This window comes from Pseudomonas sp. PS01270, assembly GCF_029959775.1.
GTDB classification, from domain to species: Bacteria; Pseudomonadota; Gammaproteobacteria; order Pseudomonadales; family Pseudomonadaceae; genus Aquipseudomonas; species Aquipseudomonas atacamensis.
This window is the reverse complement of sequence record NZ_JASCPT010000141.1, coordinates 1-13,092: the sequence shown is the minus strand read 5'-3', so window position 1 is coordinate 13,092 and position 13,092 is coordinate 1. Positions and strand designations below refer to the sequence as shown.

The 13,092-nt window shown below is 61.0% G+C and carries 12 protein-coding genes; 10 read left to right on the top strand and 2 right to left on the bottom strand.

Annotated features, from left to right (window positions below):
• Positions 1–141: 141 nt before the first annotated feature.
• The 4 genes from QMX86_RS24620 (at position 142) to QMX86_RS24605 (ending at position 3,449) form a co-directional block, all read left to right on the top strand.
• Complete coding sequence (locus tag QMX86_RS24620) at positions 142–759, top strand: TPM domain-containing protein (protein ID WP_016771315.1); 618 nt, start codon at positions 142–144, stop codon at positions 757–759.
• Positions 760–1,015: 256 nt separating this feature from the next.
• Positions 1,016–2,242 carry an SAM-dependent methyltransferase gene (locus QMX86_RS24615; RefSeq protein ID WP_282387339.1) on the top strand — a complete coding sequence of 409 codons (1,227 nt, stop codon included), beginning with the start codon at positions 1,016–1,018 and terminating at the stop codon, positions 2,240–2,242.
• A gap of 200 nt (positions 2,243–2,442) precedes the next feature.
• Positions 2,443–3,024, top strand: coding sequence for a DJ-1/PfpI family protein (locus QMX86_RS24610; RefSeq protein WP_282387244.1), 582 nt, complete (start codon positions 2,443–2,445; stop codon positions 3,022–3,024).
• 80 nt (positions 3,025–3,104) lie between these two features.
• Complete coding sequence (locus tag QMX86_RS24605) at positions 3,105–3,449, top strand: YegP family protein (protein ID WP_282387242.1); 345 nt, start codon at positions 3,105–3,107, stop codon at positions 3,447–3,449.
• Between the two features lie 207 nt (positions 3,450–3,656).
• Here the strand turns inward: QMX86_RS24605 and QMX86_RS24600 are convergent, their stop codons facing one another.
• Positions 3,657–4,676: a DUF4917 family protein gene (locus QMX86_RS24600; protein ID WP_110644963.1), complete on the bottom strand. Its 1,020-nt coding sequence runs from the start codon at positions 4,674–4,676 to the stop codon at positions 3,657–3,659.
• Between the two features lie 154 nt (positions 4,677–4,830).
• Here QMX86_RS24600 and yiaY point away from each other — a divergent pair, with 154 nt between their 5' ends.
• Positions 4,831–5,979: an L-threonine dehydrogenase gene (yiaY, locus tag QMX86_RS24595; protein WP_282387240.1), complete on the top strand. Its 1,149-nt coding sequence runs from the start codon at positions 4,831–4,833 to the stop codon at positions 5,977–5,979.
• Here the strand turns inward: yiaY and QMX86_RS24590 are convergent.
• Positions 5,940–6,617, bottom strand: a complete 678-nt coding sequence (locus tag QMX86_RS24590; protein WP_282387239.1) for a hypothetical protein — start codon at positions 6,615–6,617, stop codon at positions 5,940–5,942. The genes yiaY and QMX86_RS24590 overlap by 40 nt on opposite strands.
• Positions 6,618–6,835: 218 nt before the next feature.
• On the opposite strand from QMX86_RS24590, the gene QMX86_RS24585 reads away from it, so the two are divergent.
• The 5 genes from QMX86_RS24585 (at position 6,836) to QMX86_RS24565 (ending at position 12,996) form a co-directional block, all read left to right on the top strand.
• The gene (locus QMX86_RS24585) at positions 6,836–8,140 is read left to right on the top strand and encodes a hypothetical protein (RefSeq protein ID WP_282387237.1); all 1,305 of its coding nucleotides are present in this window, start codon (positions 6,836–6,838) and stop codon (positions 8,138–8,140) included.
• 62 nt (positions 8,141–8,202) lie between these two features.
• A complete protein-coding gene (locus tag QMX86_RS24580) occupies positions 8,203–9,108 on the top strand; it encodes a LysR substrate-binding domain-containing protein (RefSeq protein ID WP_282387235.1) in 906 nt (301 codons plus the stop codon).
• A 252-nt stretch (positions 9,109–9,360) separates the two neighbouring features.
• Positions 9,361–10,554 carry a CaiB/BaiF CoA-transferase family protein gene (locus tag QMX86_RS24575; protein ID WP_122706438.1) on the top strand — a complete coding sequence of 398 codons (1,194 nt, stop codon included), beginning with the start codon at positions 9,361–9,363 and terminating at the stop codon, positions 10,552–10,554.
• Positions 10,551–11,477 (top strand): hydroxymethylglutaryl-CoA lyase, encoded by a 927-nt coding sequence (locus tag QMX86_RS24570; protein ID WP_282387672.1) that lies wholly within the window; start codon positions 10,551–10,553, stop codon positions 11,475–11,477. Before QMX86_RS24575 ends, QMX86_RS24570 begins: the two co-directional genes overlap by 4 nt.
• A 187-nt stretch (positions 11,478–11,664) precedes the next feature.
• A complete protein-coding gene (locus tag QMX86_RS24565; protein ID WP_071174647.1) occupies positions 11,665–12,996 on the top strand; it encodes an MFS transporter in 1,332 nt (443 codons plus the stop codon).
• Positions 12,997–13,092: the final 96 nt, after the last annotated feature.

Below are 13,092 nucleotides of genomic sequence, written 5' to 3'. Positions count from 1 at the left end.
GGAGGGGGCGGCTTTGGCGGTGGGGGCGGATTCGGCGGCGGAGGCGGTGGCGGCTTCAGCGGTGGCGGGGGCAGTTTCGGCGGCGGCGGTTCGTCCGGCGGCTGGTGAGATCAAAAGAATAATGAGCAGGCACTTTTCGACATGGCATTACTGACTGAACACGAACAACGCAAAGTCGCCGAGGCCATCGCCCGGGTCGAACGCGACACCGACGCCGAACTGGTCACGGTGCTCGCTGCCCGCGCCGACGATTACGCGTACATCCCGCTGCTCTGGGCCAGTCTGCTGGCGCTGGTGTTGCCGGGCATCGTCCACTACCTCACCGGCTGGCTGACCCTGCGCAGCCTGTTGCTGGTGCAATGGGGCATGTTCATCGTCCTGTGCCTGCTGTTTCGTCTGCCGAAAATCACCACCCATCTGGTCCCGCGCCGCGTGCGCCACTGGCGCGCCTCCAACCTGGCGCGGCGGCAGTTTCTCGAACAGAACCTGCACCACACCGTGGGCAGCACCGGCATGCTGATTTTTGTCTGCGAGGCTGAGCGCTATGTGGAAATTCTGGTGGACGAGGGGATTTCCAAACGGCTGGACAACAGCAACTGGGACGCGATTGTCGCGGCGTTTACCGAACAGGTCAGGCAGGGGCGCACGCTGGAAGGGTTTGTCACGTGCGTGGAGGCGTGTGGCGAGTTGTTGAAGGTGCACGTGCCGGTGACGCAGGTGCGGAATGAATTGCCGAATCGGTTGGTGGTGTTGGGCTGAAGCAGTCGCGCATATTTGGCCTCTGTGGCGAGGGGATTTATCCCCGATCGGCTGCGTAGCAGTCGCAACACCTGCGCGCGTGGTTTGACGGGCCGAACACAGAGGGCCGCTTCGCGCCCCATCGGGGATAAATCCCCTCGCCACAAAAGTCGTTGTCATGGATTTTGCCGTTGGGTAAATAAGAGGGTGTTCCCAACCCCCATCCCCCCTAAAATACCCGCCATTCCCGATTCCGCCCGTCCGAGGCCGCTTGTCCATGTCCGTTTCCGCTTCTTCCGCGCCGTCCGCCAAACCGGCCGCCGATCACCACGCCCAGTTCATCGAGCTGCTGCAAACCAGCCTCGACGACAGCGGTTTCATCAAACTGGTGCTGGCCAAGTACGTCGGTGAAGAGGCGGATCTGCAACGGGTCATCATCAAACCGGTGACGGTCAAGGCGCAGCCGTGCCTGTCATTCGTTTATCGCTACAAGACCCGCGACATCACCAAGAACCTGCCGCTTGACGAGGGCGTGACGCTGATCGGCGGGCTGCTGCCGACCTCGTTCAAAAATGCGCATTTATTGGCGCTGAGCGACGAAGCGCAGCTGGAATACAGCAAAAAGGGCAAGAGTTCGCTGTTCAAGAGCAAGCCCCAGCAATTGCGTGAAGCGCCGTCCGCCGAGCACAACCGCGAGAAAAACCGCTTTCTAGAGTTGAGCCGCCCGTTCCTCAAGGATCTGGGCGTGACCAATGCGCAACACGAGCTGATCCCGGCGATGTCGCGCAAGTGGAAGCAGATCAACAAGTTCATCGAAGTGTTCAGCCATGCCCTGACCTCGTCGCCGCTGGCGCTGGACAAACCGGTGCGGGTCGCCGATTTCGGTTCGGGCAAGGGCTACCTGACGTTCGCCATTCACGACTACCTGCGCAATTCGCTGAAGGCCGAGGGCGAAGTCACCGGCGTCGAGCTGCGCGAAGAAATGGTCAACCTGTGCAACGCCGCTGCGGCGAAGCTTGAGCATCCGGGGCTGGTGTTCAAGTGCGGTGACGTGCGCACGGTGGCGCCGAGCGAGCTGGACGTGATGATCGCCCTGCATGCCTGCGATATCGCTACCGATTACGCGATACACACCGGCATCCGCTCGGGCGCGTCGATCATCATGTGCTCACCGTGCTGTCACAAACAGATCCGCCTGCAGATCCAGAGCCCGGCGCTGCTCAAGCCGATGCTGCAATACGGCTTGCACCTCGGCCAACAGGCGGAAATGGTCACCGACAGCTTGCGCGCGCTGTTCCTCGAAGCGTGCGGTTACGAGACCAAAGTCTTCGAATTCATTTCGCTGGAACACACCAACAAGAACAAGATGATTCTCGCGGTGAAACGCGCCGAACCTGTCGATCCGACGCAGTTGTTGGCGAAGATCACAGAGCTCAAGGCGTTCTACCACATCAGCGAACACTGCCTGGAAACCCTGCTGCGCGCTGACGGTTTTCTCGCCTGATAGCCTGAAATACACCCCTGTAGGAGCTGCCGAAGGCTGCGATCTTTTGATCCTGGTTATTCAAATGCAAGATCAAAAGATCGCAGCCTTCGGCGGCTCCTACATTTATCGCGATCGAGCGTAGTAAGCCTGGAATTACCGCAACCCTTGGATACGGTCTACCTTGAATACTCCCAGACCTTTCCCCGAGGAGTTTTCCCATGGCCGCGAAAAAGATCCTGATGCTGGTCGGCGATTACGTCGAAGACTACGAAGTGATGGTGCCGTTCCAGGCCCTGCAGATGGTCGGCCACACGGTCCACGCCGTGTGCCCGGACAAGTCCGCCGGCAGCACCGTGCGCACGGCGATTCATGATTTTGAAGGTGATCAGACCTACAGCGAAAAACCCGGTCACCTGTTCGCGCTCAATTTTGATTTCGCCAAGGCCAGCGAAGCCGATTACGACGCGCTGCTGATTCCCGGCGGTCGTGCGCCGGAATACCTGCGGCTGAACGACAAAGTCCTCGAACTGGTGCGCGCGTTCGACAACGCCGGCAAGCCCATCGCAGCGGTCTGCCATGGCGCGCAACTGCTCGCGGCGGCGGGTGTGCTCGAGGGGCGTGAGTGCAGCGCGTATCCGGCCTGCGCCCCGGAAGTACGTCTGGCGGGCGGCACCTACATCGACATTCCGGTGACCGATGGCCATGTTCAGGGGAATTTCGCCACCGCTCCGGCGTGGCCGGCGCATCCTGATTGGCTGGCCGGTTTCCTCGGTCTGCTCGGTACGAAAATCACCTTGTAGTCGAGGCAGGCGACAGATCGCAGACGCTGGTCTTTACTCTGAAGCGCGAAATCTCTCAATCGCCCCCAGGAGAAACAGACATGTCCGGATGGTACGAAGTGAGCAAAAGCAGCAACGGCCAATTCAGGTTCGTGTTGAAAGCGGCGAACGCCGAAACGATTCTGACCAGCGAGCTCTACAGCACCCGCGCCGGCGCCGACGGCGGCATCGCCTCGGTCCAGGCCAACAGCCCGCTGGACGAGCGTTACGAGAAAAAATCGACCAAGGACGGCCACCCGTACTTCAACCTCAAGGCGGCCAATCACCAAGTCATCGGCAGCAGCGAGTCGTATTCATCGGATGGCGCGTGCGAAAAGGGCATCGCCAGCGTGAAGGCCAACGGCCCGACGAAAACCATCAAGGACAAGACCCTGCCTGTCCTCTGAGGCCAATACATTCCACAGGTGGAATGCATTCAAATGTGGGAGCTGGCTTGCCAGCGATGGCGACGGCATCTGCAACATTAATGTCGACTGATTCACCGCTATCGCTGGCAAGCCAGCTCCCACAGGGATTTGGGATTGAAAGAAGATTGTTGGTTCGCCATAAAACTTTGTGGGAGCCTGCTCGCGAAGGCGTCAGCCCGGCCAATATCAAACCTCAACCGGTACCGACAACTGCGGATCACCCAACGCATGACTCTTGGCATCAAAGAACCGCAACTCAACCCCGGTACCTTCAAATACCTTGGCGTAGTGACGCTTCTGATGCTGGATGAACGCGGCACTGCGCGGGTAGATCGAGATCGCCACGCACTTCGGTCTGGCCAGGCGCAGCGCCCGCACCAGATGCGCATCCTGCTCGCCCAGCGCATGGCCGAAGATGCACAGGCTGTCGCCATGGGCCAGTAATTGCTCGTAGCAGAACGACAGATAATCCGAACTGCGGATGGTCTTGAGCTTGTCGGCGCTCGGCCCTTCGGTGACGAACAGCGGCACGTCATCCAGGGTCTTGATCGTATTGTTGATGGCGAAACTGCCGAGCAGGGTGCCCTCGGTCGAGGTCAGTTTGCGTGCGGTGCCGTCCTGATTGCGCACCAGATGCAGACCACCGTGCAGGTAGAGCAGACGCGGTTTGTCGGTGGCGCTCTGGCTCAGATCGAAACTCGCGTCCGCGCCGTTGAACAGGTCGTCGATGGCCTCGCCCGGGTGTTGCAGCGCCCAGTAATTGAGCAGGTCGTAGTTGGTGGTGAACACCGTGCGATAGCGCGCCAGTTCAGCATTGAGCACCGCCAGCGTCGAAGGCTGCACCAGCCGCCACGGGATGTGCACCGCGTGCACGGTGTTGATCAGCGCTTCCTTGATCGCGTAATAGCGATTGCGCGGCGCCGCCGAGCTGACCGCCAGCGCCTTGTTGACCCGGCTGGTGGTTTTCAGGGCGCCCAGCACTTGTTCGAAGCTGCGGGTTTGCAGCGCGTCGAACACCGCCAGTTCCGATGGGCTCAGCGGTTTCTCTTCGACCGTACGGGCGTTTTCGAACAGCGAGTCGTAGCCGAAGTCATCCCACACCGCGCGGCTGGCGCCATTGCCCACCAGCAAACCCTGGAAATCGTTCGCGGCGCGCAAGGCATTCCAGTCTTCGAGGGTGGCGTCGACATCGAGAAAATCGGTCATTGCGTGGGCGGTCTCAAAACAAAGGGCAGATGGACGGCGACTTTATCACGAGCGGACATTGAGCCAGATCAACATTGCTCGTGACCGATCGGTCGATCCTGTGTGCACCCGCCGAATCGAGGCAGTCGATCCGGCTTCAGTCAGGAGACACACGATGAGCAGCACCTTCTTCATTCCGGCGGTCAACATCATGGGCAGCGGCTGCCTCGACGAAGCCATGGTCGCGATTCGCAATTATGGTTTTCGCAAGGCGCTGATTGTCACCGACGCCGGGCTGGCCAAGGCGGGCGTGGCCGCAATGATCGCCGAGAAACTGGCGATGCAGGACATCGATTCGGTGATCTTCGATGGCGCCAGGCCGAACCCGACCACGGCCAATGTCGAATCCGGTCTGGGACTGCTGAAGGAAAGCAAATGCGATTTCGTCGTGTCGCTGGGTGGCGGCTCGCCACATGATTGCGCCAAGGGCATCGCCCTGTGCGCAACCAATGGCGGGCAGATTGGCGATTACGAAGGCGTCGACCGTTCGAGCAAGCCGCAATTGCCGCTGATCGCCATCAACACCACCGCCGGCACTGCCAGCGAAATGACCCGCTTCTGCATCATCACCGACGAATCGCGCCACGTGAAAATGGCCATCGTCGACCGCAACGTCACGCCACTGCTGTCAGTCAACGATCCGGAACTGATGGTCGCCATGCCCAAAAGCCTCACCGCCGCCACCGGCATGGACGCGCTGACCCACGCCATAGAAGCCTACGTTTCGACCGCCGCCAACCCGATCACCGACGCCTGCGCTTTGAAGGCCATGAGCCTGATCAGCAGCAACCTGCGTCTGGCCGTGCGCGACGGCAGCGACCTGGCGGCGCGGGAGAACATGGCTTACGCGCAGTTCCTCGCGGGCATGGCGTTCAATAACGCCTCACTTGGATTTGTCCACGCCATGGCGCATCAGCTCGGCGGCTACTACGACTTGCCCCACGGCGTCTGTAACGCCGTGCTGCTGCCACATGTACAGAGTTTCAATGCGCTGGTCTGTGCTGATCGACTCAGGGATGTCGCCCACGCCATGGGCGCGGATATTCGTGGTTTCAGCGCAGAGGAGGGCGCGCAGGCGGCGATCAATACCATCCGCAACCTTGCCAAAGACGTCGAGATTCCCGGCGGACTGCGTGAGCTGGGCGCGAAACTCAGCGATATCCCGGTGCTCGCCACCAACGCCTTGAAGGACGCCTGTGGACTGACCAATCCACGGGCGGCGGATCAGCGCCAGATCGAGGAAATTTTCCGCAACGCGTTTTGAATGAAGGCGCGCAGGCGAGCGAAGTCGAACAGTCCTTCGCTTGCTTCTGCGACCACGGTAAATGTTCGCACACGGCCCCAGTCTGAAACCTGGCCGGCGATGTTGTGAACGGCGGATATACGGTACTGCCCGACTGCCAATGAGTGTGCAGCCGGTGTTTGCCATTTCCGGTCGCTTTCGACCGCTGTCCTGGCAATCTCCAGGCCAGTGTCCAGATCGAAAATACTGACGAAACCCTCGGCCCGTGTGACATCTCCCGACAACATCAGAGGCGCATTTACCTCCGCTCCCTCAAGCGGTACGAAGACGCCCGGGACGTCGATTTCGGGCCGCAGTCGCACCTCATATCCGCGCTCGTCACTCCATTCAGACGTGATGCCTGCATACGTCTGGTGGGCGTGAATCTTCTGCTGGCCTGGAGCCTGGGCGCCGCTGATGCTGAACGCCCATCGTCCCTTTGCGCTGACCAGCCCTGCACCGAGCGAATGGGTGTTTTCAATGTTCCAGACCTGTACAAGCGCATCGGGTATGCCGCTGCCGAGCAACAATGTCGCAGGTCCCGTCGTGCTGGCCTCCTCGGGGTAGGTGATGGTCGGGGCCGGGGCAGGTTGTGACATTTGCTCGTCGCGAGTGCTCATCGTTCTTCTCGTCCATGGCTGATTTGAACGCTGAGGTTGGCATGACGTGCCTGAATTCGAACCTGTAAGAACTACCAGTCCTCCAGTCTTTTTTGCACGGTGATCAATTTCGTTTTCTTCTAAAAAACTGTCATTTGTGTCAGTTGTCCGGCGTGGCTTCTTCGGGTCGAATGCTCTCAGCGAGGGGATCGATGTCGATCCCGCAGGAGAATACGAACATGCCGGAATCCACCGCGCCATTGCCCCCAACCGCGCAGTCAGCCGGGGAACTGGACGCTCTGTTTGGTCTGCGAACGCTGAAATTTCCCGGAGCGGGCAAGACCATTGCCAAAGGCGTGGCGATCACGCCTTCGGGGCAAATCATGGTCAGCGCTACCGTCGAGCTATCGGGCCATTCGTACTACGGCCTTGCGCGGCTGGATGCCGATGGCAATCCGGATCCGGCCTTCGGCGACGGCGGATATCTCAATGGCGAGTTCGGCACAGGCTCGCTCACGCAAGGCGGGCCGTTGATTGTTGATGCGCTCGGACGGTTCTGGATGTGCGGTGTGATTGGCGTGGTCAAAGACCAGACGCTTGAATACCAGCAAGTCATCGCCCGGTTTCTGCCCGACGGTTCGCCGGATATCGAGTTCGGCGGCGACAGGAATGGCTACCTGATTGCGCCCATGCGGATTCCGGCACTTTTTGGGGCCACCCATGGGCAACTGCTGCTGGCGAAATCCGATCCGCAGCTTGCGCAGCCGGACAGGCTGCTGTTTGTGACCGCGCAAAAGGGCAGTGGCCTGTTGACGCGATTCCATCTCGATGGCTCGGACGACTTATCGTTCGCCAGCAACGGTTGGCTGCCCCTGTCGCTGCCAGGCGTGGCCATTTCGCTGTCCGGGATCATCCAGCTCGACGATGGGCTGATTCTGCTGCATGGCAAAACGGAAGTAACCAATCAGGGATTGGTCATGGCGTTCGACCACAACGGGAAAGTTGCACAAGCGTTCGGCGACAAGGGTGTACTGCTGTTGAACATTCAGCGCGATGGCAAGCTGCTCGAAAGCAGCGTGGCGGACATTGCTGTGCAAACGGCGCAGCGCCTGCTTCTGCTCGGTTCGGCGGTCGAGTCAACGCAAGGCACGAAACTGCAACACGGGTTCATCAGTGGTATTACCTACGCCGGCCAAATGGATGACGCGTTCAACAACCCTGTCCTCAGCCCGATGGCGCATGAACTCGACCTGAGAGGTTGGCAAGCAGGGTTTGCGCTGGATGACATCGCCGGCCAACGGATCGTTGCGGTCGGACAGACCTCGGGCAGCGCACGAGGCTTGTTGACGGGAGGCTTTCTGGTCGATGGCGCAGTGGATGATTCGTTTGATGTCGAGGGCGCGAAGGACGTTTCATGGCCAGCCATCGATGCCTGCCTGCAAGGCTCTTCGATCCTGGTGTTGGGTCGCAGGGACGACAGCGCGCAGCTGGTTCGCTTGCTGACCGCACCTGTCACAAAACAGCGCGCCAACATGGGCAACTGAGCAGTCAGCGGTAAAACCGGGCTATCCTGCCGGCTCGGATGAACCCTGCCTTCGAGCCCACCATGCTGCAAAAAAGCCTGATCCGCCGTCTCGACCTGATCACTCTGCAACTGTTCGTCGCCGTCCATGAGGAAGGCACGTTGACCCGTGCGGCTGCGCGCGAGGCCATCGCGGTGTCGGCGGCGAGCAAGCGCCTGATGGAGTTGGAGGAGGCGCTGGGCATCGCTTTGTTCGTGCGTCAGGCCAAAGGCATGATCCTCACGCCGGCCGGTGAAACCCTGCTGCACCATGCCCGGCAGATGCTCTTCAATGTGGAGAAGATGGGCCTGGAACTGGGCGAGCACAGCCACGGTGTGCGTGGTTACGTGCGCATGCTGGCCAATCTTTCGGCGATCATTCAGTTCCTGCCTGAAGACTTGCGCGACTTCTCCGCGCGGCATCCGCAGGTCAAGACCGACCTTGAAGAACGCCCCAGCGCCGGGGTGATTCAGGGCGTGCTCGATGGCGTCGCCGACCTCGGCATCTGCTCCGACGACAGCGACACCAAAGGCCTGCACAGCGTGTTGTACCGCCAGGACAAACTGGTGGTGGTGATGCTCCCGGAGCATCCGTTGGCTACGCGCGCATCGGTGACTTTCGATGAAACTCTCGACAGCGATTACGTCGGCTTGCACGCAGCCAGTTCGATCAACATGCGTACCCATGCGGCCGCGCGGCAGGCCGGCAAAGTCCTGCGCATCCGCATTCATGTGCCGGGATTCGATGCGGTGTGCCGGATGGTCCAGGCGAACATGGGCATCGGCATTCTGCTGCAGCGAGCCTATGAGTTGTTTGGTCAGGCACTGGGCTTGCGTGCGGTGCCGCTGACCGACGACTGGGCTGATCGCGCGCTGATTGTGGTGGTGCGCGATGAGGCAGGGTTGTCGCCGGTGAGCCGGATGTTGTTTGAGCATTTGCGCGGGCGGTAGATCTTCATTGCGGCTGATGGCCTCTTCGCGAGCAGGCTCGCTCCCACATTGAACTTGTGTGAACACAGAATCTGAAACCACTACAGATCCTTGTGGGAGCGAGCCTGCTCGCGAAGGCGGCCCTGAATTCACCACGCAATCACAGCGGAGCATTCGCATTTCGCGAACGCCCATTGCCGAGAGACGGCTGGATTCGCTGACGATCGTTCCTCTAGCCTTGGCGACATATTCCAAGAACAAGAGGTACCCGCGATGACTGCCCCTTTGAGTGCAATCAAAGTGATCGAGATCGGCACCCTGATCGCCGCGCCGTTTGCCGCGCGCATGCTTGCCGAGTTCGGCGCCGAGGTGATCAAGATCGAAGCCATGGGTCAGGGCGACCCGCTGCGCAAATGGCGCAAGCTGCACGAAGGCACATCGCTGTGGTGGTACCTGCAATCGCGCAACAAGAAATCCCTGGCGCTCAATCTGAAATCCGCTGAAGGCATCGAACTGGTCAAGCAACTGGCCGGCGACGCCGACGTGATCATTGAAAACCTGCGCCCCGGTGCGCTGGAAAAACTCGGTCTGGGTTGGGACGTGCTACATGCGCTGAATCCGAACCTGACCCTGGTGCGTATCTCCGGCTACGGCCAGACCGGCCCTTACCGTGACCGGCCCGGTTTCGGTGCGATTGGCGAGGCCATGGGCGGCATCCGCTACACCACCGGCAATCCCGATTCGCCACCGGCGCGGGTCGGCGTCAGCCTCGGCGATTCGCTGGCCTCGTTGCACGCGGTGATTGGTGCGCTGATGTCGCTGTTGCGGGTCAAGACTGGGCAGGGCGGTGGGCAGATCGTCGATGTGTCGCTGGCCGAAAGCGTGTTCAATGTCATGGAAAGTCTGGTGCCGGAATACGACATGCTCGGCCATGTCCGCGAACGCAGCGGCGGCGCCTTGCCGGGCATCGCGCCCTCCAACACCTACCTCACGGCCGACGGCGCTTATGTTGTGATTGCCGGCAACAGCGACCCGATCTACAAGCGTCTGATGCACACCATCGGCCGTGCTGATCTGGCCGAGGCAGAAGAGTTCGCCCACAACGACGGCCGCGCGGCGCAGAGCGGTTTGCTCGATGCAGCCATCACACACTGGACCAGCAGCCTGCCAATCGACGAGGTACTGGCCGCCCTCGAAGCCGCTGAAGTGCCGGCCGGGCGCATCTACTCGGTGGCTGACATCGTCGCCGATCCGCACTATCAGGCGCGGGACATGCTGCTCGATGCCGAGTTGCCCGGTGGCGCAACGGTGAAGATGCCCGGCATTGTCCCCAAACTCTCGGAGACGCCCGGCGGGGTGAACTGGTCCGGGCCGAAACTGGGCCAGCACACCGACGATATTCTCGCCAATCTTGGCCTGACTGAACTCGACATCGAACGTCTGAAAGGCCAGGGGGTGGTGCAATGATCACTGACTATTCGCAAACCCTGATCGTCCAGGAAGTCTCGCCCCGCGACGGTTTGCAGATCGAGCCGACGTGGGTGGAAACCGCTGACAAGATCGCCCTGATCAATCAATTGTCACAGGCCGGATTCAGCCGCATCGAAGCGGGCTCGTTCGTCTCGCCCAAAGCCATTCCGGCCCTGCGTGACGGCGAGCAAGTGTTCAACGGCATTCAGCGTCCGCCGGGTGTTATTTACGTGGCGTTGATCCCCAACCTCAAAGGCGCGCAACGCGCACTGGCGGCGAATGCCGATGAGTTGAACCTGGTGATGTCCGCCAGCCAGACCCACAACCTGGCCAATATGCGCATGCGTTGCGAAGAGTCGCTGGCGGCGTTCGCTGACATCGTTGCGTTTGTCAGCGGCTCAGGTGTGCGCCTCAACGGCAGCATCGCCACCACGTTCGGCTGCCCGTTCGAAGGCAAGATTGACGAGGATCGCGTGCTGCAAATCGTCGACGCTTATCAGGAGCTCGGCATTCAGGGCATCAGCCTCGCCGACACCACCGGCATGGCCAATCCGCGTCAGGTGGATCGCTTGGTGCGGCGCGTTTTGCAGCGGGTTTCGCCGGCTGACCTGACCCTGCATTTCCATAACACCCGCGGCCTCGGCCTGTGCAATGTGCTGGCCGCTTACGAGGCCGGCGCGCGGCGCTTCGATGCGGCGCTGGGTGGCCTCGGTGGCTGTCCGTTCGCGCCGGGGGCGTCGGGCAACATCTGCAGCGAAGATCTGGTGAACCTGTGCGCTGAAGTCGGCATTCCCACCGGGATCGATTTGCCGCTGTTGCTGAAGCTTTCGCGCGGCTTGCCGGCGCTGCTGGGCCACGATGTCCCCGGCCAACTGGCCAAGGCCGGGCGCAATTGCGATCTGCATCCGATGCCGACCTGAGACACACCAGTACCCCTGTGGGAGCGGGCTTGCCCGCGATGACGGCAGCAAATGCAACGAAAGCGTTAGCTGAACTGACGCCATCGCTGGCAAGCCAGCTCCCACACAAAAGCGCTCCACAGTGAGCGTCATCACCAGACAACAAAAACAATCGGACGCCCATCGGTAGTCCGCCTGGAGAAAATCTATGAGCCTCAACGTAATGAAGGCGGGCGTGAATCCGTCCGTCGATCACGACGCCGAAAAAGCCCTGATCAGCAAAGTCGCCTGGCGCCTGATGCCGCTGATTATGGTCTGCTACCTGTTCGCCTTTTTCGATCGCATCAACATCAGCTTCGCCAAATTCCAGTTGCAGACCGACCTGAGCCTGAGCGATACCGCGTATGGCTTGGGCGCCGGGCTGTTCGTGGTCGGTTACGTGCTGTTCGAAGTGCCGAGCAACATGATGCTGTACAAGGTCGGCGCGCGGCGCTGGATCGCGCGGATCATGATGTCGTGGGGCGTGGCGACGGCGGCGATGGTCTTCGTCAACAGCGAATGGCAGTTCTATGCGCTGCGCTTCGTCATCGGTGCGATGGAAGCCGGCTTTGCCCCGGGCGTGCTGTATTACCTGACCCTGTGGTTTCCGCAGCACTTCCGTGGCCGCATCACCTCGATGCTGTTCCTTGCCTCGGCGTTTGCCGGGCTGGTCGGCGCGCCGTTCTCGGGCTTGGTGTTGCAACACCTCGATGGCGTGTTGCAGATGCGCGGCTGGCACTGGTTGTTCCTGCTCGGAGGCGTGCCGTGCATCGCCCTCGGTTTCTTGGTGCTGACGCAGCTCAAGGACCGCATCGAGGATGCGCACTGGCTGACCGCTGACGAGAAGAAATTGCTCTCCAGTCGCATCGCTCATCACGAGCCACACAAAAACGGCGGCTCATTACTCGCGGCGCTGAAAATCCCCGGGTTCCTGACGTTGGGTTTGATCTACTTCCTGATTCAGGTCGCGTCCTACGGCCTGAATTTCTGGGCACCGCAATTGATCCGCAGCGCCGGCACCGAAAGCCCGGTGATGATCGGCCTGCTGACCGCCATTCCGTACATCTGCGGGGCGATCAGCATGGTGGTGATCGGGCGCTTGTCAGACGCCACCGGTGAACGGCGCAAGTTTGTCGCCGGGCTGGTGATCGTCGGCGCGATCGGCTTTTTCAGCGCAGGAATCTTCGCCAGCCACACGACCTTCCTGATCGTCGCGCTCGGCCTGCTCGGCGCCGGTATCATCGCTTCGATTCCGAGCTTCTGGACCCTGCCACCGAAGCTACTGGCGGGCGCCGGTGCCGGCGCAGCGGGCGGGATCGCGGTGATCAATACCCTGGGGCAGTTCGGTGGGATTGTCAGCCCGGTCATGGTCGGACGCATCAAGGACCTCACCGGCAGCACCACCCCGGCGCTGTACGTCATCGGCGTCGCCGCGCTGATTGCGGCCGCTTTGCTGCTGTGGGGCTTGCCGCAGAAGTTGCGTACGCTGGACAAGTATTGAGATTGGCGGCGTCGGCGATGACGCCTTCGCGAGCAGGCTCGCTCCCACATTTGCAATGCGGATTTCCTGTGGGAGCGCGCCTGCTCGCGCATTCCG

Excerpts from the sequence above, each read along its gene's own strand:
- QMX86_RS24590 (WP_282387239.1), bottom strand. The coding sequence starts at position 6,617 with ATGAGCACTCGCGACGAGCAAATGTCACAACCTGCCCCGGCCCCGACC.
- QMX86_RS24570 (WP_282387672.1), top strand. The coding sequence starts at position 10,551 with ATGATCACTGACTATTCGCAAACCCTGATCGTCCAGGAAGTCTCGCCC.
- QMX86_RS24610 (WP_282387244.1), top strand. The coding sequence starts at position 2,443 with ATGGCCGCGAAAAAGATCCTGATGCTGGTCGGCGATTACGTCGAAGAC.
- QMX86_RS24565 (WP_071174647.1), top strand. The coding sequence starts at position 11,665 with ATGAGCCTCAACGTAATGAAGGCGGGCGTGAATCCGTCCGTCGATCAC.
- QMX86_RS24585 (WP_282387237.1), top strand. The coding sequence starts at position 6,836 with ATGCCGGAATCCACCGCGCCATTGCCCCCAACCGCGCAGTCAGCCGGG.
- QMX86_RS24615 (WP_282387339.1), top strand. The coding sequence starts at position 1,016 with ATGTCCGTTTCCGCTTCTTCCGCGCCGTCCGCCAAACCGGCCGCCGAT.
- yiaY (WP_282387240.1), top strand. The coding sequence starts at position 4,831 with ATGAGCAGCACCTTCTTCATTCCGGCGGTCAACATCATGGGCAGCGGC.
- QMX86_RS24580 (WP_282387235.1), top strand. The coding sequence starts at position 8,203 with ATGCTGCAAAAAAGCCTGATCCGCCGTCTCGACCTGATCACTCTGCAA.
- QMX86_RS24605 (WP_282387242.1), top strand. The coding sequence starts at position 3,105 with ATGTCCGGATGGTACGAAGTGAGCAAAAGCAGCAACGGCCAATTCAGG.
- QMX86_RS24620 (WP_016771315.1), top strand. The coding sequence starts at position 142 with ATGGCATTACTGACTGAACACGAACAACGCAAAGTCGCCGAGGCCATC.
- QMX86_RS24600 (WP_110644963.1), bottom strand. The coding sequence starts at position 4,676 with ATGACCGATTTTCTCGATGTCGACGCCACCCTCGAAGACTGGAATGCC.
- QMX86_RS24575 (WP_122706438.1), top strand. The coding sequence starts at position 9,361 with ATGACTGCCCCTTTGAGTGCAATCAAAGTGATCGAGATCGGCACCCTG.